At 68.1% G+C, this 21,881-nt stretch carries 20 protein-coding genes; 14 read left to right on the top strand and 6 right to left on the bottom strand.

Annotated features, from left to right (window positions below):
• The first annotated feature begins 87 nt into the window (after positions 1-87).
• Positions 88-1,869 carry an NHL domain-containing thioredoxin family protein gene (locus ACIBG5_RS39275; RefSeq protein ID WP_396397000.1) on the top strand — a complete coding sequence of 594 codons (1,782 nt, stop codon included), beginning with the start codon at positions 88-90 and terminating at the stop codon, positions 1,867-1,869.
• A 3-nt stretch (positions 1,870-1,872) separates the two neighbouring features.
• Here ACIBG5_RS39275 and ACIBG5_RS39270 read toward each other — a convergent pair whose 3' ends face one another.
• From ACIBG5_RS39270 to ACIBG5_RS39260, 3 genes are all read right to left on the bottom strand, one after another.
• A complete protein-coding gene (locus ACIBG5_RS39270) occupies positions 1,873-2,121 on the bottom strand; it encodes a DUF6458 family protein (RefSeq protein WP_360455356.1) in 249 nt (82 codons plus the stop codon).
• A 122-nt stretch (positions 2,122-2,243) separates the two neighbouring features.
• Entirely contained in the window at positions 2,244-3,014 is a 771-nt protein-coding gene (locus ACIBG5_RS39265) for a DUF4097 family beta strand repeat-containing protein (RefSeq protein WP_396396998.1), read from the bottom strand.
• Between the two features lie 317 nt (positions 3,015-3,331).
• The gene (locus ACIBG5_RS39260; protein WP_396396996.1) at positions 3,332-5,191 is read right to left on the bottom strand and encodes an acyl-CoA dehydrogenase; all 1,860 of its coding nucleotides are present in this window, start codon (positions 5,189-5,191) and stop codon (positions 3,332-3,334) included.
• Between the two features lie 93 nt (positions 5,192-5,284).
• Here ACIBG5_RS39260 and ACIBG5_RS39255 point away from each other — a divergent pair, with 93 nt between their 5' ends.
• Positions 5,285-5,806: a histidine phosphatase family protein gene (locus ACIBG5_RS39255; protein WP_396396994.1), complete on the top strand. Its 522-nt coding sequence runs from the start codon at positions 5,285-5,287 to the stop codon at positions 5,804-5,806.
• A gap of 1 nt (position 5,807) precedes the next feature.
• Here the strand turns inward: ACIBG5_RS39255 and ACIBG5_RS39250 are convergent, their stop codons facing one another.
• Positions 5,808-6,722, bottom strand: coding sequence for an endo-beta-N-acetylglucosaminidase H (locus tag ACIBG5_RS39250; RefSeq protein ID WP_396396992.1), 915 nt, complete (start codon positions 6,720-6,722; stop codon positions 5,808-5,810).
• Positions 6,723-7,017: 295 nt separating this feature from the next.
• Here ACIBG5_RS39250 and ACIBG5_RS39245 point away from each other — a divergent pair, with 295 nt between their 5' ends.
• From ACIBG5_RS39245 to ACIBG5_RS39210, 8 genes are all read left to right on the top strand, one after another.
• Positions 7,018-8,316, top strand: a complete 1,299-nt coding sequence (locus ACIBG5_RS39245) for an MFS transporter (protein ID WP_396396990.1) — start codon at positions 7,018-7,020, stop codon at positions 8,314-8,316.
• Between the two features lies 1 nt (position 8,317).
• Positions 8,318-9,478 (top strand): anhydro-N-acetylmuramic acid kinase, encoded by a 1,161-nt coding sequence (locus ACIBG5_RS39240; protein ID WP_396396989.1) that lies wholly within the window; start codon positions 8,318-8,320, stop codon positions 9,476-9,478.
• Between the two features lie 15 nt (positions 9,479-9,493).
• Positions 9,494-10,012, top strand: coding sequence for an AAA family ATPase (locus ACIBG5_RS39235; RefSeq protein ID WP_360455336.1), 519 nt, complete (start codon positions 9,494-9,496; stop codon positions 10,010-10,012).
• A 33-nt stretch (positions 10,013-10,045) separates the two neighbouring features.
• Positions 10,046-11,104 (top strand): MerR family transcriptional regulator, encoded by a 1,059-nt coding sequence (locus ACIBG5_RS39230; protein ID WP_396396988.1) that lies wholly within the window; start codon positions 10,046-10,048, stop codon positions 11,102-11,104.
• Entirely contained in the window at positions 11,101-12,276 is a 1,176-nt protein-coding gene (locus ACIBG5_RS39225; RefSeq protein WP_396396987.1) for an MFS transporter, read from the top strand. Before ACIBG5_RS39230 ends, ACIBG5_RS39225 begins: the two co-directional genes overlap by 4 nt.
• Positions 12,273-12,800: an AAA family ATPase gene (locus ACIBG5_RS39220; protein ID WP_396396986.1), complete on the top strand. Its 528-nt coding sequence runs from the start codon at positions 12,273-12,275 to the stop codon at positions 12,798-12,800. Before ACIBG5_RS39225 ends, ACIBG5_RS39220 begins: the two co-directional genes overlap by 4 nt.
• A 108-nt stretch (positions 12,801-12,908) precedes the next feature.
• Positions 12,909-13,508, top strand: coding sequence for a DJ-1/PfpI family protein (locus ACIBG5_RS39215; protein ID WP_396396984.1), 600 nt, complete (start codon positions 12,909-12,911; stop codon positions 13,506-13,508).
• Positions 13,505-13,981 (top strand): MarR family transcriptional regulator, encoded by a 477-nt coding sequence (locus ACIBG5_RS39210; protein ID WP_360455319.1) that lies wholly within the window; start codon positions 13,505-13,507, stop codon positions 13,979-13,981. The genes ACIBG5_RS39215 and ACIBG5_RS39210 overlap by 4 nt, the downstream gene beginning before the upstream one ends.
• Here the strand turns inward: ACIBG5_RS39210 and ACIBG5_RS39205 are convergent.
• Both ACIBG5_RS39205 and ACIBG5_RS39200 read right to left on the bottom strand, forming a co-directional pair.
• Positions 13,959-16,481, bottom strand: a complete 2,523-nt coding sequence (locus tag ACIBG5_RS39205; RefSeq protein WP_396396981.1) for a polysaccharide lyase family 8 super-sandwich domain-containing protein — start codon at positions 16,479-16,481, stop codon at positions 13,959-13,961. The two genes, ACIBG5_RS39210 and ACIBG5_RS39205, sit on opposite strands and share 23 nt — an antisense overlap.
• A 98-nt stretch (positions 16,482-16,579) precedes the next feature.
• A complete protein-coding gene (locus tag ACIBG5_RS39200) occupies positions 16,580-18,676 on the bottom strand; it encodes a hypothetical protein (RefSeq protein ID WP_396396979.1) in 2,097 nt (698 codons plus the stop codon).
• A gap of 182 nt (positions 18,677-18,858) precedes the next feature.
• Here ACIBG5_RS39200 and ACIBG5_RS39195 point away from each other — a divergent pair, with 182 nt between their 5' ends.
• The 4 genes from ACIBG5_RS39195 (at position 18,859) to ACIBG5_RS39180 (ending at position 21,766) form a co-directional block, all read left to right on the top strand.
• The gene (locus ACIBG5_RS39195; RefSeq protein ID WP_396396978.1) at positions 18,859-19,449 is read left to right on the top strand and encodes a TetR/AcrR family transcriptional regulator; all 591 of its coding nucleotides are present in this window, start codon (positions 18,859-18,861) and stop codon (positions 19,447-19,449) included.
• A gap of 2 nt (positions 19,450-19,451) precedes the next feature.
• Complete coding sequence (locus tag ACIBG5_RS39190) at positions 19,452-20,204, top strand: CPBP family intramembrane glutamic endopeptidase (protein WP_396396977.1); 753 nt, start codon at positions 19,452-19,454, stop codon at positions 20,202-20,204.
• Between the two features lie 435 nt (positions 20,205-20,639).
• Complete coding sequence (locus tag ACIBG5_RS39185; protein WP_396396975.1) at positions 20,640-21,212, top strand: hypothetical protein; 573 nt, start codon at positions 20,640-20,642, stop codon at positions 21,210-21,212.
• The gene (locus ACIBG5_RS39180) at positions 21,209-21,766 is read left to right on the top strand and encodes a TIGR02391 family protein (protein WP_396396973.1); all 558 of its coding nucleotides are present in this window, start codon (positions 21,209-21,211) and stop codon (positions 21,764-21,766) included. Before ACIBG5_RS39185 ends, ACIBG5_RS39180 begins: the two co-directional genes overlap by 4 nt.
• The last annotated feature ends 115 nt before the right edge of the window (positions 21,767-21,881 follow it).

Below are 21,881 nucleotides of genomic sequence, written 5' to 3'. Positions count from 1 at the left end.
GTACACCACCGGCGGGGAGGCGGGCGGGGACGGTCCGGATGGTGGGGTGGGATCGGCTGTCCTTGAGCCGCGGCGGACAATGGTGGGATGCATGTGCGTGCGCCGGAGCTCAAGGGTCGTGGGTGGTTGAACACGGGAGGGCGGGAGCTGTCGCTCGCGGACTTCCGGGGGCGGTTCTTGTTGCTGGATTTCTGGACGTTCTGCTGCATCAACTGCCTGCACGTGCTGGACGAGTTGCGGCCGCTGGAGGAGAAGTACGGCGACGCGCTCGTGATCGTGGGAGTGCATTCGCCGAAGTTCGCGCACGAGGGCGAGGAAGCGGCCGTCCGCTCCGCGGTGGAGCGGTACGAGGTCGGCCACCCGGTGCTCGACGACCCCGAGCTGGTGACGTGGCAGAACTACACCGCACGAGCCTGGCCGACGCTGGTCCTGGTCGACCCGAACGGGTATATCGTCGCGCAGTACTCCGGTGAAGGACACGCGCACGCCCTCGACGCCCAGCTGGCCGAGCTGATCGCCGAGCACGAGCAGGCGGGCACGTTGACCCGAGGGAAGTCCCCGTACGTCGCTCCACCGGCTGAGCCCACCGACCTGCGATTCCCCGCGAAGGTCGTTGCTCTGGACAACGGATTCCTGGTCGCGGACGCCGGTAACCACAGCATCGTCGAGCTGGCCGCGGACGCGACCACCGTCGTACGGCGGATCGGCACCGGCGAGCGCGGTTTCGTCGACGGTGGCGCGTCGGAGGCGCGGTTCGCCGAACCGAACGGGTTGACCCTGCTGCCGGACGAGCAGGCCGCGAGACTCGGGTACGACGTCGTCGTCGCGGACACGGTGAACCACGCGCTCCGGGGGATCGCCTTGCAGTCCGGCGAGGTCACCACCCTCGTCGGCACCGGCAGACAGTGGATGGACGGCGACGGGACCGACGTACTGAGCTCTCCCTGGGATGTCGCCTGGTGGCAGGACAAGGTCTGGATCGCGATGGCCGGAGTCCATCAGTTGTGGACGTACGACCCGTTCACCAAGGTCACGGAAGTTGCCGCCGGCACCACCAACGAGGGGCTGAAGGACGGCGCCCCGGCCGAGGCGTGGTTCGCGCAGACCAGCGGTCTGGCGGTGGACGGGGACCGGCTCTGGCTGGCCGACTCCGAGATCTCCGCGCTGCGCTGGATCGACACCGAGGTGCACACCGCCGTCGGCACCGGCCTGTTCGACTTCGGCCTGCGCGACGGCAAGGCGAGCGAAGCCCTGCTCCAGCACCCGCTCGGTGTGACCGTTCTCCCGGACGGCTCGATCGTGATCGCCGACACCTACAACGGCGCCGTACGACGGTATGACCCGCGCACCGATGTGGTCGACACGATGGCCACCGGACTGGCCGAGCCCAGCGGTGCTGTTGTCGTGGGCAACGAGCTGCTGGTGGTCGAGTCGGCGGCCCATCGGCTGACCCGGATCCCGCTGGGTGCGTCGGCGAAGGCGGACGAGTTCAGCACCAGGACCCAGCGGCCGCCGATGGATGTCACGGGTGGGGAGGTGACGCTGGAGGTCGTCTTCACGCCGCCGCCGGGGCAGAAGCTGGACGATCGGTACGGACCGTCGACCCGGCTGCTGGTGTCGTCGACGCCGGAGAACCTGCTGCGTGAAGGCGCCGGCGACTCCATCGATCTGAGCCGCCGGCTCGTCATCGACGAGCGGGTCGGGGACGGCGTACTGCACGTCGCTGTCCAGGCGGCGTCGTGCGACGACTCGGCCGAGGTCGAGTTCCCGGCCTGCCACATGCACCGCCAGGACTGGGGCGTCCCGATCCGCGTCACCCCGGACGGCGCACCCCGACTCGAACTGGTGCTGTCCGGCGGAACCGTCTGAGCGCTACTCCTGGATGTCGCGGTGGTGTTCCTCGACGACGCGGTACTCCTCCTCGACCGCGGGGTCGATCGCGTCGGTCTCGACGCGACGGCGCCGGTTGGTGATGTAGAAGGAGAGCACGATGCCGGCCAGGCCGGCGAGCATCAGGATGTAGCCCACGACGGTCAGGTCGACGGCCTCCCACGAGTCCCGGACCGCGAACGCCAGAATGGCGCCCACCACCATCAGAAAGATCCCCACACCGATGCTCATCCGAGCCTCCTAGTGAAGTCGCCCGTACAACTCTGACGCTACTCCGCGTTGGCGGCGTTATCCATCAACGCCCGCTGTCGCCCGCGCCACCCGATCTGTACCCGGAGGGTAAACACGGACGGTCAGCGCGACTGAAGGTCGATGTCGCCGGAGGTGGTGGTCGCCTCGAGGGTGTGAGACCCGTCGGCGTCGTTGCCGAGCTGGTTCTCGACCTCGCCGCTGCGGGTCTCGGTGCTGACCTTGTAACCACCCGACGGCGCGGAGATCTCGATGTCGCTGCTGGTGCCCTTCGCCCGTACGTCGTTCGCCTCGGCCAGGTCGAGCTGGATGTCGCCGGAGGTGGTCTCGACGTTCACCGGGCCGCCCTTCAGGCCGCGCGCCTCGATGTCACCGGAGTTCGCCGTCACGTCCAGCTTGCCGGTCAGGTCCGACACCTCGACGTCGCCGGAGGTCAGGTCGAGCTTCACGTCACCACTGATGTCGCTGAGTTCGACCTTGCCGGACGTGGACTGCGTGTCGACGCCGCTGACTCCGGCGATGGACACGTCACCGCTGCCGTTGTGGCCGATCACCTTGGTACCGCGCGGGACCGTCACCTCGAAGTCGGCGCTGCACTGCCAGCCGCAGTCACCATCGAGCTTCAGCGTGCCATTGTCGACGGAGTACGCGTCGCCGTGCTTCCAGAGCCAGTACTTGCGCTTCTCCTGCACGGTGGTCTGGTCGTCGCCGGACACCCTGATCGTGACGTCGGCGTTCTCGGCGGACAGCTCGACGGTGGTGATCCGATCGTCGATCGTGTGGGTGTCGTCGGAGTCCCGGTCCCCGAAGGTCCAGAACGCCAGTCCCGCCGCGACCACCAGAAGCACAGCCCCCAGTTGCTTGCTCTCCGCCATCGTCCGCCTCTTCTTCTGCTGCCCCGCCTCGTTGTCTGCTCGACAGTAGGCCGACTGGCGGTGCCGCAGGATCCGGCAGATCCCCCGAGGCGTCCCTGAGGGCTTCCTGAGGTCACCCCCGGCGTACGGCGGGGGACGGGCGACGGCCCTGGCTCGGACAGGGGAAGCCAAGCCAGGGCCGCTGTGTTGCCACGGGCAGAAACGCTCCTACAAACAGCGGTTCCTCACCAGGGCAGGTCGTGGGGCAACCCGGGGCAGATCATCTGCCCGGGCCTCCGGCTCGACCCGCGCAAGTGGTCGAGCCGGAGGGGTTCGGGTCAGAAGGCGGATTCGGGCAGATCCATGATGTCGAGATCGGTGAGCTCGGCCTTGATCCGCTCGGCCCGGACCGTCGGCATGGTGGAGCGGACGAACCACTGGGCGGCGGCCACCTTGCCGGTGTAGAAGTCCTGGTCGGCGGCGGAGAGCTCGCCACCCAGCTTGTCCAGCGCGACCTCGGCCTGCCGCAGCATCAGCCAGGAGCAGACCACGTCACCGAGGACGTACAGCAGCCGCGACGTGTTCAGGCCGACCTTGTAGATGTTGCGCGGGTCGCCGTTCTCCGCCTGCGGGTTGCTCGCCATCAGCGCCTGGCCCATCACACCCAGGATCTTCTGGGTGTCCTCCAGGCCCTTCGCCAGCAGCCCGCGCTCCTCCTTCAGCCGGCCGTTGCCGGCCTCGGAGGCGACGAAGCCCTGGATCTGCTCGGCCAGGTGACCAAGCGCCTTGCCCTGGTCCTTGATGATCTTGCGGAAGAACAGGTCCTGGCCCTGGATCGCCGTGGTGCCCTCGTACAGGGTGTCGATCTTGGCGTCCCGGACGTACTGCTCGATCGGGTAGTCCTGCAGGAAGCCGGAGCCACCGAACGTCTGCAGCGACTCGGTGCCGAGCAGGGTCCACGACTTCTCCGAGCCGTAGCCCTTCACCAGCGGCAGCAGCAGATCGTTCACGCCCTCGGCGACCACGTCATGCTCATCGGCGTACCGGGCCTGCTCGGCGCGGTCCTGGTACGTCGCCGTGAACAGGACCAGCGCCCGCAGCGCCTCGGCGTACGCCTTCTGGGTCATGAGGGACCGGCGGACGTCCGGGTGGTGGGTGATGGTGACCCGCGGCGCGTCCTTGGCCGGCTGGGTCAGGTCGGCGCCCTGCACCCGCTCCTTCGCGTACTCCAATGCGTTCAGGTAGCCGGTGGACAGGGTGGCGATCGCCTTGGTACCGACCATCATCCGCGCGTACTCGATCACCTGGAACATCTGCGCGATGCCGTCGTGCACCTCGCCGAGCAGCCAGCCCTTGGCCGGCACGCCGTCGCCGAAGGTGATCTCGCAGGTGGTGGACACCTTGATACCCATCTTCTTCTCGACGTTCGTGACGAAGGCGCCGTTGCGCTCACCGGTCAGCTCGCCGGTCTCCAGGTCGAAGTCGTACTTCGGGACCACGAACAGGCTCAGGCCCTTGGTGCCCGGACCACCGACGCCGTCGATGCCCTGCGGCCGCGCCAGCACCAGGTGGATGATGTTCTCGGTCAGGTCGTGCTCGCCGGAGGTGATGAACCGCTTGACGCCCTCGATGTGCCAGCTGCCGTCCTCCTGCAGGGTGGCCTTGGTGCGCCCGGCACCCACATCGGAACCGGCGTCCGGCTCGGTCAGCACCATGGTGGCGCCCCAGCCGCGCTCGATGATGTGGTGCGCGATCTTCTGGTCCCGCTCGGTGCCGTTGCGCCAGAGCACGTGCGCGAAGTTCGGGCCGGCGGCGTACATGTGCACCGGCGGGTTGGCACCGAGCACGAGCTCGGCGGCGGCCCAGCGCAGCGACGGCGGGGTCGGCTGTCCGCCCAGCTCGGCCGGCAGCTCGAGCTTGAACCACTCGGCGTCCATGTAGGCGTGGTAGCTCTTCTTGAACGCCTCGGGCATCCGGACCTCGTGGGTCTCCGGGTCGAAGACCGGCGGGTTCCGGTCGGCCTCGATGAAGGACTCGGCGAGCTCGTGCTTGGCCAGTCGATCGATCTCCGCCAGCACCTCACGCGCGGTGTCGACGTCCATGTCGGCGTACGGGCCCTGCCCGAGCACCGCGTCACGGCCCAGGACCTCGAGCAGGTTGAACTCGATGTCCCGCAGATTCGACTTGTAGTGGTTCACAGGCTTCCCCTACCTCTTCGCAGCGCAATACTCACGAGTAACTTGAGTATATACCGGCCGGTAATGAAGGCAAAGTGAGATTAGGTGTGAGGTGTGACCACGACACTGATCTATGAGACCCACTCGATCACCCTCGACAACGAGCGCGGCATCGCGACCGGATGGCTGCCGGGGCAGCTGTCGCAGGCCGGGATCCGGGAGGCGATTGCGATCGGACCGCGCCGGCGCGACGTCGATGTCATCTTCAGTTCCGACCTGCGGAGGGCCGTCCACACGGTCGAGCTGGCCGGCCTGAGTGCGCCGCACTTCCAGGACTGGCGGCTCCGCGAGTGCAACTATGGCGAGCTGAACGGAGCGCGGTCGGGCGCGCTCGAGCCGCGGGTCGAGCGCGTCGACACGCCGTTCCCCGGCGGGCAGAGCTACGCCGAGATCGTCGAGCTGACCCGGTCGTTCCTGTCCGACGTCAAGCGCTGGTACGACGGCCGGAAGGTGCTCGTGGTCGCGCACTCGGCGAACCGGTGGTCCTTCGAGCACCTTCTGGGCAGTCGCGCGCCGATCGAGGAGCTGATCGCCGCCCCGTTCGACTGGAAGCCGGGCTGGGAGTACGAGTTCTAGTTCACGGGGTGTACACGGCGGCGCTGCCGTAGAGCTTCTGGGTGAACGCCGAGATGTAGGTGTGGGTGTCCGCCGACGTCAAGTTGTAGGTGAGGAAGACGCCGTACCCCTCGTCGACCGTGCGTTGCGCGAGGCTCGCCGCGGTGGACGAACTGGTCGCGGTGTACGACACGGCGGCCGGGGAGAGGCGGGCCTTCGACGTCGGGCCGCTCGGGACGCCCCAGGTGCCGTAGTACGGGTTCCAGGCGTAGTCGAAGGTGTTGGCGATGCTCTGGCCGTTGTAGGTCAGCCGGTCCGAGGCCGGGCCGATGTCGTAGAGCGTGATCAGCTTGTTCGGCAGCTTCTGGCGGAGGGCCTGGACCAGGTAGACGAAGGAGAAGTCGTTCGGCTGGCCGGTGCCGTTGTTGCCGTACTCGACGTACTCGTCGTCGAAGTCGATACCGTCCAGGCCGTACTGGTTGACCGCGTCGGCGAGCTCCTGGGCGAACGCGTCGGCGGCCTGCTGGGACGGGAAGTTCGCGAAGCCGGCGCCCTGGTGGTTGCCGAGGATCGACAGCAGGACCTTGATGCCCTTCCGCTGCAGCGGCCGGACCTGGGTGGCCACGTTGTCGAGCACGTTCTGAACGTTCTCGTTGAAGGACAGGTAGGCCTTCGAGCCGTCGTAGTTGATGTTGGCCGCGAAGATCACCGCGACGTCGAAGACCTGCGCGCCGCCGCCGGCCAGCGTGTACTTCGCGACGTTCGTCATCGGTTCGTTGTTGACCTCGACGTAGACCACCGAGATCGGGCCGTTCTTCCGGGCCTGGCACCGTTTCGGCTGGGCCTGGGCCGGCAGTGCGACCCCGGTGGTGGCCGCCGCGGTGCCCGCGGCCAGGGCTGACAACAGGGTCCTTCTCCGCATGAGCTGTGGACTCATCGATCGACTCCTCGTCAAAGGTGGGCGGTGCGCTATAACGGTTAAGTCCAGTTCGCCGCCTGGCGGAATGCGCAGGCGGCGAGCGGAGGTAAACCGGTATAGCGTCACCGATCATCGATCGCCGCTCACCCGGTGTCAAGGGGTCGGCGGGCCGCCGGGAGGGCGTGGCGCGACGATCGCGTACGGGGAATGTGGGGAAGGTTGCATCCTGGGGTCGCGGGACTGGTGACTAATAGACCAAGATGGATCCAGGGGTGGGAGAAACCTACGGGGGCCAGGCAGGAGAGGACCCGAGGTGAGCACTCCAGCAGTAACCGGCCAGGTCGGCGCGGCGCGGACGCGGCGGTCACTGGTCGCCGGGACGGTCGGGAACTTCGTCGAGTGGTACGAGTTCGGCGCCTACGGCTTCTTCGCCACAGTGATCGCGGCGAACTTCTTCAGCAGTACGTCGACGAGCGACGCGGAGAGTCTGATCAAGACCTACGCCTCGTTCGCGTTGGCGTTCTTCTTCCGTCCGATCGGGGCGGCGGTGTTCGGCCGGGTCGGCGACCGGATCGGCCGGCGGCCGACGCTGATCCTGGTGCTGCTGCTGATGGCCGGGTCGACCACGCTGATCGGCGTACTGCCGACGTACGAGACCATCGGCGCGGCTGCGCCGTGGCTGCTGACCCTGGTGCGGGCGCTGCAGGGGTTGTCGGCCGGCGGCGAGTTCGGTGGCGCGGTGTCGATCATGACCGAGTTCGCGCCGAAGACGAAGCGTGGGCTGTACGGCGCTTGGCAGTCGTTCACCGTCGCCCTCGGACTGCTCGCGGGAGCGGGTCTGGCGGCGATCCTGGCGACGACGTTGAGCGAGGAGGCGCTGAACGACTGGGGCTGGCGAGTGCCGTTCCTGGTCGCGCTGCCGCTCGGTCTGGTGGCGCTGTGGCTGCGGCTCAAGCTCGAGGAGACGCCGACCTTCGCGCGGGTGCAGGAGCGCGAGCCGGAGCCGGCCGCGCTGGGCGAGGTGGCGAAGGCGATTGCCCTGGGCATCGGTCGGTTGATGGGCTGGTCGGCGGCCGGCTACACGTTCCTCGTGGTGATGCCGTCGTACCTGCAGGCCACGCTGAATGCGACGTTCCAGCAGGCGCTGGTCGCGACCGCGCTGGCGAACCTCGGGTTCGCGCTGTCGATCCTCCCGGCCGGGTGGTTGAGTGACCGGATCGGGCGGCGCCCGGTGATGGCGACCGGCGCGGCGCTGGTCGTCGTACTGGCGCTGCCGTTGATGAACCTCTTGCAGGACAAGGAATCCGGGAACGCGGCCAAGGGGATCGCGGTGTTCGTGGCCGGGCTGGTTGTCGGGCTGATGGCCGGGCCCGGGCCGGCGATGCTCGCGGAGATGTTCCCGACCCGGGCTCGCTACACCGGCCTCGGGTTGGCGTACTCGCTGTCGAACGCGGTGTTCTCCGGGTCGGCCGGGCTGATCATCACCGAGCTCATCAAGCGGACGGACGACATCGACATCCCGGCCTGGTATGTGATGGTGACGTGTGCGGTGAGCGTGGGCGCGCTGCTCACCTTGCGCGGCGACGACTACCGACGGGAGTTGCGAGACTGACATGCGAGTCATCGGCCTGATGTCCGGGACGTCGTACGACGCCATCGACGCTGCTGCTGCGGACCTGCGGCTGGACGGGGACGAGTTGGTGCTGACCCCCCTCGGGATGCTCAGCCAGCCGTACTCGGACGACCTGCGCGCTGCCGTGGCCGGGTCGTTGCCGCCGGCAAGTACGTCGATGGAGCAGGTCTGCCGGCTGGACACGGGGATCGGGCAGGCGTTCGCCGATGTCGCTCGGCAGGCGGTCGAGCAGCTGTGCGGCGGGTACGCCGATCTGATCGTGTCGCACGGGCAGACGGTGTTCCACTGGGTCGACGGCGGGTCGGTCCGCGGGACGCTGCAGTTGGGGCAGCCCGCCTGGATCGCGGAGGCGACCGGCATTCCGGTTGTCTCGGATCTACGGGCGCGTGACGTTGCGGCGGGCGGTCAGGGCGCGCCGCTGGTCAGCATCATCGACGTGCTGTGGTTGCGCGGGCGGTCCGGCGTACCGATTGCCCTGAATCTTGGCGGGATCGCGAACATCACCGTCGTCCATGGCGAACCTGTTGCCTTCGACACCGGTCCGGCGAACGCGTTGATCGACGCGGTGGTTGCCGAGCTGACGGGCGGCCGGCTCGGGTTCGATGCGGATGGGGCGATGGCTGGGCGTGGGCGGGTGCATCCGGAGCTGTTCGGGCGGTTGATGGCCGAGCCGTACTACGAGCGGGCGGCGCCGAAGAGCACCGGGAAGGAGTTGTTCAACCTCTCCTATCTCGCCCGGGTCTTGGAAGGGCTGCCGGATGTCCCGGCCGACGACCTGGTCGCGACGGTGACCGCGCTGACCGCTCGAACCGTCGCGGACGCCGTACGACGGTACAGCGGGACCGAGGTGATCGCGTCCGGTGGTGGAATCCGCAATCCGGTGCTGATGCACCTGCTGGCGGGGGAGCTCGGGGCGGTGCCGTTGCGCAGTACCGACGAGCTGGGCTTGCCTTCGGCGGCGAAGGAGGCGTACGCGTTCGCCGTACTCGGATTCCTGACGGCTCACGGCCTCGGGGGAACGGTGCCGAGCTGCACGGGGGCGCGGCACTCGAGCGTGCTGGGGTCGATCACTCCTGGCATAGCCGGTCTGGCGACCCTGGAGCCCGACGTACGGCCTCCCGTGCGTCTCTTGATCGAGTGACCCCACACTAGGTGTGTGACGAGGTTGTTCGTGGTGACAGGTGCACCCGGGGCCGGGAAGACGACGGTCGTGCCGGAGCTGGTCCGGCTGAGCCCGGGAAACATGGTCGTGATGGACATGGACGAGTTACTGGACGATCACGGCCGGTTGCTCGGGATCAACATCGCCAGTCCGACTGCGGCGCCGATCTGGCCTGCATACAACGCGCTGTGGCTGCGCATCACCGAGCTGATCAGGCGGTCCGGGATCCCGGTCCTGCTGCTGTCGCCGTTGTTGCCGGCGGAGCTGCCGGAGGGCAGATGGCTGCATCTCGACTGTTCGGAGGCAGTACGGCGGAAGCGACTGGCCGGGCGCGGTTGGTCCGAGGCGCAGATCGAGGAGGCGCTGGCGGACGCGGCCGAGATTCGCAAGCACGTGCCGCGATCGGTGCGTGGCGACGTGTCGCCGGAGCGGTCCGCGAAGAGCATCCTCGACTGGATCCGCGGCGAGCGGTTCGGCAAGACGCTGAGCCTGTGGGGGCGGCTGCGGAGTTGACCTTCGAGTTGGTTCAGGGCTGAGGGTCGCGGCATGACTTCGAGGTTGACGATCAGTGAGTTCGCCCGGCTGGTGGGGTTGGCGCCGAGCGCCCTGCGGTTCTACGACGACTGCGGCCTGCTCCCGCCCGCGTCGGTGGACGGCTCCAACGGCTACCGCTACTACGCCCCGTCCCAGCAACCCCGGGCCCGGCTCCTGCGCGACCTGCGCGAGATCGACCTGCCGTTGGCCGAGGTCCGCCTCGCCCTGGATGCCGATCCGGCGGAGTTGGCGGATCTCGTGCGGGCGCACCTGCGCACCGTCGAGGCCAAGACAGCCGCCGCTCGCGCCGCCGCCGACCACCTCCTGACCCACCTCACCGCCGACCACACCCGGGTCGTCCTAGGCGGCCCCGAATTCGCCAGCGCCATCCGCCAGGTCGCTCCCGCCGCCGCCAGCCACACCGCCTCCACCACCCCGAGTCCCGAGGCGTCGGCGGCGGCCTTGGCTGCGCTGGACTGTGTGTTTGTTGAGGTGGGGGCGGATGAGGTGGTGTTCGTGGCGACGGATCGGTATCGGTTGGCTGTGCGGACTGTGCGGCCGGTGGAGTTTGGTGGGGCGGCGGGACGGGTGTTGGTGCGGGCGGACGAGCTGGCTGGGCTGAGCCGGTGGGCGGCGGCGGGTGAGATGGTGGAGCTCGAGATCCGGGGCGAGGATGCGGTGATCGTGCGGGACGGGGAATCGCGCGAGATCGCGGTGGTGGATGCGGAGTACCCGGCGTACCAAGGAATCCTCGACGGGCTGGCGCCACCGGTGTGCCGGGTAGTGGTGGATCGTGCCGCGCTACGGGCGGCCCTGGAGGGGCGCGAGGTAGTTGCCTTTGACATCGGTTCGGGGGAGTTGCGGATCGATGGTGGCGAGCCGCTCGAGGTGATCGGGTCGGGCGCGGCGCGGATCGGGTTCACCGCGTCGTTGCTGGGGGCGGCGCTCGACGTGAGCGTCGGTCCCGACGTACTGCTCGAGATCTGCGCTCAGGACCGGCCGGTCGTCGTACGGTCGGCCGACCAGGGCACGTTCACCACGCTCGTCATGCCCGTCCGGCTGGACGGGTGAACCGGAGCTACTACGGCTGGCTGGCAGGCTCCACACTCTCGGCGTTCGGCGACAGCGCGCTCTTCTTCGCCCTCGGCTGGGCGGCGACCGGAATCGCGCCGCACATCGCCGGGCTCGTGCTGACCGCCTTCTTTCTGCCGCGCGCCGTACTTCTCCTGCTCGGCGGCGTCCTGGGCGACCGCTGGGGCCCACGCCGCATGCTGCTCGTCTGCTCGGCCGTCGTCGGCAGTTGCTGTTTCGCCCTGGCCGCCGTGGCCTCCAACGTCACCGCTGCGCTGCTGCTGGTGACCGCAGCCGTAGTCGGGACGGTCGACGCGTTCGCACTGCCCGCGGCGGGCGCTCTGCCTCGGTTGTTCGTCACAGAGGAAGAGCTGCCGAGGGCCATGGCTTTGCGTACGTCGGTCACGCAGATCGTCACGCTCGGAGCCGGTCCGATCAGCGGGGTGATCGTTGCCTTTGTCGGTCTGGTGGGGGCGTTGGTGGTGGATGGACTGACGTTCGCCGTCCAGTTCCTGGTGCTGCTCGCGATCAGACCGCCGTACGACGTGAGACCTGGGGATGCACCGCGGTCGGTGCTGCGGGAGGCGGGCGACGGGATCCGGGTGGCATGGCGGGACCCGGTACTGCGGAGTGTCCTGCTGGTGGTCGCGTTGGTCGCGGCGTTCGTGCTGCCGGTGCGGTCGTTGTGCGTGCCGTTGCTGGCCCGTGCACACGGTTGGACCGCGTCGGAGACCGGTCTGGTTGTCGGTGTGGGCGTGGCCGGCGGGTTGATCGTGACGCTGCTCGTTGCGCGGTTCGGCACGTTCGCACGACCGGGATTGGCCGGCGGACTGGGGTGCTTGCTTGCGGCGGTCGGGATCGCGGGTCTGGGTGCGGCGGCGTCCGTTGCGGTCGCGGTCGGTGTCACGTTCGTCCAGGGTGTTGGCGTCGGCATCTTCACGTCGCATATCGCGCCGGTGTTCGTCCGCAGTACGCCGCGGTCGCACCTCACCCGGCTGCAATCGCTGCTGTCCTTGGCGCAGACGATCCCGCTGCTCGGCTCCACCAACCTGCTGGCGGCGCTCGACATTCGCGGTGCGTTGGTCCTGTCCGCGGCTGCGACTGCGGTCGCCGGGATCGCACTCCTCCGCCTCGAACCGATCGCCGCGGCGGAGCGTCGTACCGCACCATGACGATCATCTGGGTGAACGGGACGTTCGGGGCGGGGAAGACGACGACCGCCGGGAAGCTGGTCGAGCTCACCGAGGGGACCCGGCTGTTCGACCCCGAGTACGTCGGTTACATGTTGTCGGCGAACCTGAAGGACCAGCAGTTCACCGACTTCCAGCAACTGCCGCCGTGGCGCACCCTCGTCCCCGTCGTCATGGACGAGGTCGCTCGCTTCACCGGCCAGCACCTGATCGCCGTACAAACAGTCCTGGTCGAGGACTACTGGCGCGAGATCACCACTGGTCTCCATGCCCTCGGTCACACCGTCATCCACGTCCTCCTCGACGCCGACGCCGAAACCCTCCACGCCCGCATCGACGCCGACCCCGAAGGCAAAGACATCCGCCCCTGGCGCCACGACCACGTCGACGAATACCAAGCCGCCCGAACCTGGCTCCTCCCCACCGCCGACCTGGTCATCGACACCACCAAACACACCGCCACCTCCACAGCCACCCAAATCAAGGAAGCCGTGGAAGCCGGATAGCGGGTTATTTGACCACTGGCGCCGTGAAACCTGTCAGCGGCCAAACAACCCGTCATCCAGACCTGCCAGTTATTGACAGCATGTTGTCGTTATGACAGTATGTTGTCTATGAGGACAGTTTATGTGGCGGTGTATGAGACTTGGGCGGACTGGGAGATCGGGCATCTGCTGGTCGAGTTGCGGACTGGGCGGTTCACCGGGGTGCCGTGGACGGTGGTGACTGTGGGGGAGACGGTTGAGCCGGTGGTGACGATGGGTGGGATGCGGATCGTGCCGGACGTGGCGCTGGCCGACGTTGAGCCGGATGAAGGGGATCTCCTGGTGCTGGCGGGCTCGGGGCAGTGGGACGACGGGCGAGGGGATGAGTTCGCGAAGTTGGCGCAGCGGTTCCTCGATGCCGGGATTCCGGTGGCGGCGATCTGCGGCGCGACGGCTGGGCTGGCGCGGGCTGGGTTGCTGGACGAGCGCAAGCACACCAGCGCGGTGAAGGAGTACCTGCAGGCCACCGGCTACCAGGGCAGTGACAACTACGTCGACGAGCGAGCGGTGGTCGACGGTGATCTGATCACGGCCGGACCGGACTCGCCGGTGCAGTTCGCGCGGGCGACGCTGCAGCGGCTCGGCCTCGCGGACGACCGCAAGCTGGATGCGTACGAAGGCGTGTTCCACCGCGCCGACCCATCGGCGTACCCGATCCTGGTCGGATGACGGTTCCACCCCGCAAGGATTGGCCGCAGCCGGGACCGGCGACGGAAGGTGGTGTGCTGTTGACCGACGTCATCCTCGCCACCTTCCGGCTGAACGCCCGGCTGATGGAGGCCGCCCAGGATCTGGCCGCGCACGGCGGGCTCACCGCCGCGTGGTGGCAGGTCCTCGGCGGCGTCCTGGATGAGCCGCGGTCGGTCGCCGAGGTCGGCCGCATCATGGGCGTCAGCCGCCAGGGGGTCCAGCGCATCGCCGACCTGCTGGTCGAACGCGGCCTCGCCGAGTACCAGCCGAATCCGGCGCACCGCCGCGCCAAACTGCTCGCCTGTACCGAGGCCGGCTACTGGGCGATCCGGCAGATCGCCGTCGCCCAGCACCCGTTCGCCGCCAAGCTCAGCAATGACGTCGCCCTCGACGACCTGCGAACGACGCTCGCCACCATGCGGACGCTCATCACCAGGCTGGAAGAAGCTTGACCGTCAAACTGCGCCCATACGTGTGCCGCGTCGTGAACGTCAGCCGCGTCCCGGTCACAGTCTGCACGACCTGTACGCCGGGATCCGCGGACTCGGCTCGGAGGTACTGCGCCCACAGGTTCACCGTGATCGTGTCGCGCTGCGTGGTCGGGTCCGACACCGAGACCGTCGTCGTCCGATCGGCATGCCGTTGCAACAACACAGACGCAGGCCCGTCGATCGTCAGCCCTGGCAGGTTGTGATGACCGGATGTGAACGTGTTCGCACCGGTCAGCCGCAGCCCGAGATGCTGGATCGCCTGCAGTCGTGAGGTGTTCGACAGTACGGCGATCCGCCCGTGCTGGTAGCCGCGCAACGCGGATTCCGTTGCGTTAGGCACCAATGCGTACGCGAGTGCCCGCGTCGCCCGAGCAGGCTGCGCGACGGTCAACCCGAACACCTGCTTGGTCACGGCCGTGTCCGGGTTCGAGGTCCGCACCACCCGCCGGCTCCGCGTGACCTCCTCGAGTCCGACCGACACCTGACTCGGCTGCAGGAAGTAGTACCCGAGCGCAACTCCACCATCCGTGTACCGCAGCCACCGTGGATCCGTCGTACCCGTCCCAGTCCATTCCCGGCCGTCCCGTCGTACGCCGGTGATCGCAACCGGCGCGCCCTGCGCCGCGATGCGAGTGTCGAGAGTCGTCGTCACCGATCGATCCTTGTCGCCCACGCCGGCCGCCAGAACGACGATCTCGTCGTCCAGCATGAACCACGACTTGGTCGCCGATGCGTTCCGATAGACCACGAAGTCGTCCGGCAGGATGTCGCGCGACGCGTAGGCGAAGTCGTCCGACTGCACCCACCCGGTCGCGCCGTACGCGCCGAGCGTCGCGCCGCCGGAGTACGCGTTGGTCCCGACCGGGAAGTACACGTAGGTGTTCTGCGACTCCGACGACGAGGTGAAGTTCAGCGGGTGCGAGGGGTTGTCGTAGTACGGCGTTCCGTAGAGCTCCGGGATCGTCTTGCGGGTCTCCACCGGCGCGGTCACACCGCCGAGCGCGTACGGCGAGACGGCGGTGAAGTAGTCGACGCCGAACGCCTGGGTCTGGTCCTGACCGGTCAGGTACAGGTAGTGCGCGCCGTCGCCCTGGAACCATGGCATCAGGTTCTCGCCGCTCATGTACTCGTACTTGCTGATCCGCTCCGAGTTCCGCGCCAGTGCGAACGCGAAGCCGGGCCGCCGGTGCACGGTCCGGTCCATCGCGTTGAACGCCGTACTGCTCGCCGCCGGGTTGAGATCGGCCGGGACGATCGCCGGGTCCGCCTGGATGTCGGCGTACCGGGCGACGCTGACCGGAGAGACGAAGGTGGTCGGGTTGATCGTCGGCCGCGACGTGAACTTCGCGAACGACTTCAGCCGGGCGGCGTCGTCCCCCGCGGCGTAGTCGGCCAGGTCGACGATCGCCTCCACCACGACCGCCACGTCCGCGTACCCGGTGGTGGTGGTCCGCGAGACCGCGCGGCCCTTGACGATCTCCATCATCCAGCCCTCGAAGATCAGCGGCGCGAACCCGTCCTCGACCCAGCCCTGGACCACGCCGACCAGGTCGCCGCCCTGCGCGTACTCCGTCCCGTCGAGCACCTTGATCGTCTGCACGACCCGGCTGAGCAGGCCCTTCCCGTACGAGCCGGTGTAGGCGACCGACGCGTGCTGGATGAACGAGCCGTCGGCGTAGTACCCATCGGTGACGCCGTGCTGGAGGTTGTACGGATCGACCGTGGCGAAGACCGTGAACTGGTCCTGCAGCGCCTTCCGGATCCGCGCGTCGTCACCCGTGAGTGCGCCCTGCAGCACCCGGTTCGCGGTGATGTCGACGAGGTTGGCGCCGGTGTGGAAACGCGAATCCAGGTCGACGTCGCCGTCCTTGCCGTTGCGCAGATAGGCGTCCATCGAGGCGACGTACGGCGTGATGAGTTCGGCTGGTGCGTCGATCAGGGCCAGCGTCTTCGACACGAACGTCGAGATGCCGATCTCCCAGCTGAACCAGTTGCCGTAGTACCCCTTCGACTGGTCGCCGTAGTAGTTGTCGTGCAGCCAGCCGAGCTTCTCGGCGACGCGGGCGCGGACCTGCTCGTTGCCCTGCAGATCGGACGCCGGGCCGGGACGCCGGAAGGCGAGCGCGATCTCGTAAAGGTGCTGGTACGACGCGCTGAGGTTCGGGTCGCTCGTGCCGAGCGGCAGACCGGCGAACAGCTCGCCCGCGCCGGCGGTGTCCAGTGCCGCCAGCCAGGTCCGAGCGGTGGTGTCGAGGCTGGTGAGCTTGGCCGCGACCTCGGGACGCGCGTTGGACTCCGGCGTACCGGCGTAGATGCCGATCGCGTTGGTGAGCAACTGGGCGGGGTCGGCATCCATCGCAGTCATCGTCTCGGCCGCGCGGGCCGCGGGTGCGGGGTTGACCGCGGTCAGCAGAGCGGTGGCGGGTACGAACGACAGCAGGCGACGGCGGGTGATGTCCACTGGTACTCCCGGGCGGATGGGAAAAACCTCACGCCCGGAGTCAACCAGCCGGAACTATCCTTCAGCAACCGCTTGCCGCCAACTAATCGGAACGCGGCTCAGGACCCTCCGGCGCCGACGAGCTGCCCGTCCATGGAGAGGATGCGGATCGTGCCGCCGCTCGCCTTGGTGGGGATGACCAGCGCGACCTGGTGCAGATAGTCCTGGTGCAGGGTCTGCGTGTACTTGACCATGCTGCTGAACGCGGTCGCCCCACCGCTGGTCCAGTACGCGTTCGAACCCGGCTCGACGCGCTGCAGGTATTGCTCGGTCAGGGCCAGGAAAACCAGCGCCTCACCCGACGACGTGATGAAGGTCAGCGGGTCACCGGACGGGGTGAACGTGTCCGAGACGCTCGCGATGTACGACTCCTTGGTGTCCGCGACCTTGGCCTTGGCCCGCTGCTCGAGGAGCTTCGCCGACCCCGGTGAGGGGACGAAGTACTTCGCCTGCGCGGACTTCGCGCCGCCGGACAGGTACGCCGCGAGGTTGGTGGCAGCGGAAGTCGGCAGGCTGTGGAGCTTGTCCAGATCGGTCTTGTGCGGCGTCCGCAGACCCTCCATCGGCGGCAGCTTCATCGAGGCCGACGGGTAGACCGAGTTCGTCAGCAGCCACGGCGTCCCCGCGCTCTGCCGCTGCCAGACGCCGAGCTGGCAGCTGTCCGGCTCACCGGAAACGCCGGAGCTGACCACGAACCGCATCGGGTACGACCCGAAGTCCGGCGCGCCGATCTGCGGATCGGTGTAGGTGAACGGCTTGGTGGAGTCCTTGCCGGCCGCGTCGAGCTTGCGGCCGATGACGAAGCCGGCCCGGGTCTGCGCCAGGGTCGGATCCGCCTCGATCGTCTCGGACAGCTTCGCGTCGCGGTTCGCGTTGGCGCGGTTGTTGAGCTGGTTGTACTTCGCCACGACGGCCTGCGCGTCGGCGAGCGTGACGGCCGGGCGGGTGTCGGAGGCGACGATGCTGTTCTTGGCCGGGAGCAGGCTGCAACTCGTTGTCGTGAGCAACAAAGCGCCGCTGGCCAGGAGTGCGGCGGTCCTCCGGACAGCTTCGTCGCTCTTCTCGAACTCCGGAGACTCCACCAGAGCCACCGTCTCCGGCTCGACCACCGGCTCCTGGTACGGCGATTCGTCGTACGCCGGGCCGCCTGCACCGACCGGGGTGAGGAGGGCGGGTGACGTGGCGCGGGCGACGGCGGCGGGGGACATCAGCATCGGGGCGGCCGGGATGGGCTGCTTGGCCGGCTTCGGCACGGGCCGCGGGTAGGTGAGCGCCGGGAGGCAGACGGGGATCTCCTCGGTGATCGGTTCGTCGGCGGGCGCCCGGTACGCCGGGGGGTCGGTCGCGACCGGCGCGAACGGGCTGACCCGCTCGGGCGCGAAGGGCGACACCGGCTCGGCGACCGGAGCCGAGGCGACCGGCGCGGACGCGACCGGCGCGTAGTTGGCCGGCGTGGAGTTGGACGGCGCGGCGGTGGGCGAGGCCGGCACGGACCGAGCCGGGGCCGGGACCGAGGCGATGCGCGCGGGTGTGAAAGCTGGGGCCGGCGCGGCCGGGCGGCGGCGGGATGCGAGGGCCAGGCCGAGGGCGAGGAGGACGACACCCGCGCCGAGGACCAGCAGGCAGATGCCGAACCCGCGGTGCACCTCGACGCCGAAGCGGACGTCGGCGCCGACCGCCGGGCTGCCGTTCGCGTTCATCACGACGACGTCGAACGTGCCGTCCTGGATCGGCCAGGCGATCGACCGCGGGCCGTTGCCGCCGGACTTCGCGACCCACCAGTCGAGCTCGCCCGGCGGTGTCAGCCGCGGGATGCCGCCGTGCATCTGCTGGGTGCTGAAGGTGGACGGAACGTCGTACCGGATCACGCGGGTGTGGGCCGCGCCGGCCAGGTAGTTGGAGACGTCCAGGTCCTGCCCGACGCCGACGAACACGGGCTTGGTCCCGGTCGCGGTCACGTGCAGGGTCGGGCCGTGCCGGTCCAGCAGGTCGGGCGCGGTGATGACGGCCAGGCCCTTGCTGGTCAACGACTGACTGCCGGTGGAGATCGTGTTGTCCGGGCCGACCAGCCAGAAGGCGGCCGCGGCTCCGGCGAAGGTGACGACCAGGCCTGTCAGGGTCAGCAACAGACCCAAGGCGGTGCGGGCGAAACGCATGAAGAGGCTCCCGTTGGTACGACGAACCCAGCCCGCGGCGGGTGGACCGGGCAACGAGCACCCACGCGGGCCCTCTCCGGGTCCCGCTGTTCACCCGTTGCCATTGACTAACTGATCCAACAAGGATCTGTTACTGTCCCGTCATTAACGAATGACGGTTCACAAACTCGGGAGGGGTCAGGATGGCCCGGCCGCGGCTGGTCAGCGACGACGTGATCCTGGACGCCACTCGTCAGGTCCTGGCCGAGCTCGGACCGGTGAAACTGACGCTCGCGGCGGTTGGCGCCAGGGTCGGTCTGGCGGCGCCGACGCTGGTGCAGAGGTTCGGCTCCAAGCGTGGTCTGCTGCTCGCCTCCGCCGCGCGGTCGCCGGTGATGGTGCTGCGCGCGGCGGAGGAAGCCGAGGCGCGCAACACCTCGCCGCTGGCGACCCTGCGGGCCTTCGCGCTGACGGCCGTTGCCCACATCAAGCACCGCGAGGAGCTCGGCAACGGGCTCGGGTTCGTCCAGCTCGACGTCGCCGATCCGGAGTTCCGGAAGCACGCGCTGGCGCACTCCGCCGCGATCGTCGACAGCTGCGCCCGGTTGTACCGCGCGGCCCAGGACGCCGGTGAGCTGCGCCCGGATGCCGACGTACCGGCTCTCGCTCGCCACACCCTTGTCTGTTTCAACGGCGCGCTGCAGGTCTGGGCGGTGAACGGCTGGGGCTCGCTCAGCGAGTTCCTCTCCGAGCAGCTGGACCTGATGCTCGCGCCCTACCTCGCCCAGGAGTGACGATGTTCTTCCGCGTGCTGGTGTTCTATCTGGCCACGATGGTCTTCAGCGGAGTGCTGAACGCGATCCAGGCCGCGACCGGTCCCGACCCGGACCTGATCCAGCTGGTGCAGTTCGCGCCGGCGCTCGGGGTCGGCGTGATGTTCCTGCTGTTCCGTCGTACGACGCGCGTGCGGGCCCGCTTCACGCCGGTCGCGGTGGCGGCCGGCCGGAGTGCGTTGGTCGTCGGCATCGTGATTGCGGCGCTGCTCGCGTCGGTGCTCGTCCACGTGATCGCCGGCCACAGCTGGCGAGCCGAAAGTCTGCCGTTTCCCTTGGGAGTCCTGGTGATCACGATGATCGTCGGCGCGGTCGGTGAGGAGCTCGGTTGGCGCGCCTATCTCCAGCCCTACCTACAGACCCGCTTCCCGGTACTGCGTTCGTCGCTCATCGTCGGCGTGCTCTGGGGCTTCTGGCATGTCGGCGGGTTCGCGTACGGCGTCGTCTACATGGGCTTGTTCGTGGTGATGGCGACCTCGCTCTCGGTGGTGATGGGCGCAGTCCTGCAATCCGCCCGCGGTACCAACCTCGCCGTCGCGACCGCCGCCCACGCCGCGGTGAATCTCGGCCTGATTCTCTTCTTCACCGAGGAGGACGGCGACCTCTTCCCGATGACCGTCCTGGCCGTCGTGTGGACGATCGCCGCGATCCTCACCCACCGATCCACCACCCGCAAGCACGCCTACAGTCCGTTGACCGGAGCAACGGTCTCGTAGGTCAACCGTTTGAATGGGAGCGCGAGGCAAAGGAAAAGTCCAGGTCACGATGGGACCTGGACTTTGTTCTGACAAGCGGAGCGGGTGACGGGAATCGAACCCGCACTGTCAGCTTGGGAATCGCACCTGACTCCTCCGGCCCTGCTCAGCCCCACCCACCCTGACCGGCCCCCTCCGGCCTGGAGTACCTCTCCCCGGCCACCCTGAATGGCAGCCAATGGCACGTCTTAGCGTGTCTGCCGGTCCGCCTGACGGCCCCCAGGTGTACGTTCCTGAACCTGGGGGCTTTCCAAGTCAGGATGCAGGCGGGGGTTATTGATGGCGGGCACGATCTATCCAAGGGTCTCCGCGAAGGCTTGGCGCTCCCTTCAGGAACGAGCAAGTTCCGCGCCGTCAGTGAAGTTCACACCTCAGAACGTCGCCACACTCCTCGGCATGGCGAGCCCTGACAGCGCCAGAGACAACGTCGTGAGCGGGATGCGCCGCCTTGGCCTCATCGATGACGACGGTGCGTTGACTGCGCGAGGTGGCAAATGGCGGGTGAAAGAGTCCTACGGAGACGCCTGCCAGGAGATCCTCGATGAGGTGTACCCGGATGACCTGATGAACCTCACTGACAACACCGGCGCGATCGATGCCGCGCAAGTCCAGACATGGTTTGAGCACAGCGGGCTCGGGACGTCCAACGCTCGCCAGATGGCGGCAACCTTCGCGATGATCGCGAAGAAGCAGCTTCCGGAAGGCAATTCGACTGAGGCGAGCGGACCGTCGGCCCAGCGCCCGCGGGCCGAACCACGCAGGAACAGGAATCCGAGGAAGGCCGCGGCCCAGCCGCCGAAGCCGAGCGAGTCGGTTGATCTTGATCGCGGCGGCAATGGAGGCGGTGACGGCGGACAGAATCTGCCGAAGGTTCACCTCGACATCCAGATTCACATCCCAGCCGACGCAACCCCAGAGCAGATCGACCAGATCTTCGCCAGCATGGGCAAGCATCTCTACGGTCGATGATGCGCAGCAACGAACCTCAGCAGAGCATTCAACTGGCTCAGCGGATTGCTGGCGATGTTGCGGAGTTCAGCCGGCCCACTGCTGGCGGAAGGATCGAGTCAATTGAGCAGACTCCGCTAGATCCTGCTGAACTGCTCCTAGCGGAGTACGACAGGCGCGTCATTGACACAGATCTTCGGGCGGCCACGCGCTCACGATTCATCTCGGCTCACTACGCCGACGCAATCGAGGCGAGCGTTAAAGCCCTGAATGAGTGCGTGCGAGGTCGCACCGGCCTCGCGCTCGATGGCGACGGCCTCATGACGACAGCCTTCTCGGTAGGCAACCCACTGCTGCGGCTGAACCGCCTTCGCTCTGACAGTGATAAGAGTGAACAGCGCGGGCACATGATGATGTGCCAGGGCGTTGTGGCGGCTTGGCGCAATCCCCGAGCGCATAGCAGTCAATTCGAAGATTCGCCGCTCAACACGATCATGATGCTCGAGCATGTCCAGCACCTGATGAGTGTGACCAAGGCGGCTACCCGCAGTCGGAGACGCCGCAGCACCCCCTGACGCCGCACGTCACCCACAGCTGCCCCGTCCCCCTAATGACTCGATAACAGGTCCCGGGCGGCTGTTGACGTCTTCCCGTCCCTTGGCCGATTTAGGCCTCCTATCAGGCCGACGC

Origin of the sequence: Kribbella sp. NPDC050241 (genome assembly GCF_044459685.1) — a bacterium.
Classification (GTDB): Bacteria; Actinomycetota; Actinomycetes; order Propionibacteriales; family Kribbellaceae; genus Kribbella.
Note: the sequence above shows the minus strand (reverse complement) of the source record. Positions and strands in the feature narration are given on the sequence as shown.

What these genes read in the sequence shown, in the direction of transcription:
- ACIBG5_RS39230 (WP_396396988.1), top strand. Translation starts at nt 10,046, where the DNA reads ATGACTTCGAGGTTGACGATCAGTGAGTTCGCCCGGCTGGTGGGGTTG.
- ACIBG5_RS39190 (WP_396396977.1), top strand. Translation starts at nt 19,452, where the DNA reads ATGTTCTTCCGCGTGCTGGTGTTCTATCTGGCCACGATGGTCTTCAGC.
- ACIBG5_RS39215 (WP_396396984.1), top strand. Translation starts at nt 12,909, where the DNA reads ATGAGGACAGTTTATGTGGCGGTGTATGAGACTTGGGCGGACTGGGAG.
- ACIBG5_RS39195 (WP_396396978.1), top strand. Translation starts at nt 18,859, where the DNA reads ATGGCCCGGCCGCGGCTGGTCAGCGACGACGTGATCCTGGACGCCACT.
- ACIBG5_RS39240 (WP_396396989.1), top strand. Translation starts at nt 8,318, where the DNA reads ATGCGAGTCATCGGCCTGATGTCCGGGACGTCGTACGACGCCATCGAC.
- ACIBG5_RS39180 (WP_396396973.1), top strand. Translation starts at nt 21,209, where the DNA reads ATGATGCGCAGCAACGAACCTCAGCAGAGCATTCAACTGGCTCAGCGG.
- ACIBG5_RS39185 (WP_396396975.1), top strand. Translation starts at nt 20,640, where the DNA reads ATGGCGAGCCCTGACAGCGCCAGAGACAACGTCGTGAGCGGGATGCGC.
- ACIBG5_RS39275 (WP_396397000.1), top strand. Translation starts at nt 88, where the DNA reads ATGCATGTGCGTGCGCCGGAGCTCAAGGGTCGTGGGTGGTTGAACACG.
- ACIBG5_RS39265 (WP_396396998.1), bottom strand. Translation starts at nt 3,014, where the DNA reads ATGGCGGAGAGCAAGCAACTGGGGGCTGTGCTTCTGGTGGTCGCGGCG.
- ACIBG5_RS39220 (WP_396396986.1), top strand. Translation starts at nt 12,273, where the DNA reads ATGACGATCATCTGGGTGAACGGGACGTTCGGGGCGGGGAAGACGACG.
- ACIBG5_RS39210 (WP_360455319.1), top strand. Translation starts at nt 13,505, where the DNA reads ATGACGGTTCCACCCCGCAAGGATTGGCCGCAGCCGGGACCGGCGACG.
- ACIBG5_RS39250 (WP_396396992.1), bottom strand. Translation starts at nt 6,722, where the DNA reads ATGAGTCCACAGCTCATGCGGAGAAGGACCCTGTTGTCAGCCCTGGCC.
- ACIBG5_RS39200 (WP_396396979.1), bottom strand. Translation starts at nt 18,676, where the DNA reads ATGCGTTTCGCCCGCACCGCCTTGGGTCTGTTGCTGACCCTGACAGGC.
- ACIBG5_RS39270 (WP_360455356.1), bottom strand. Translation starts at nt 2,121, where the DNA reads ATGAGCATCGGTGTGGGGATCTTTCTGATGGTGGTGGGCGCCATTCTG.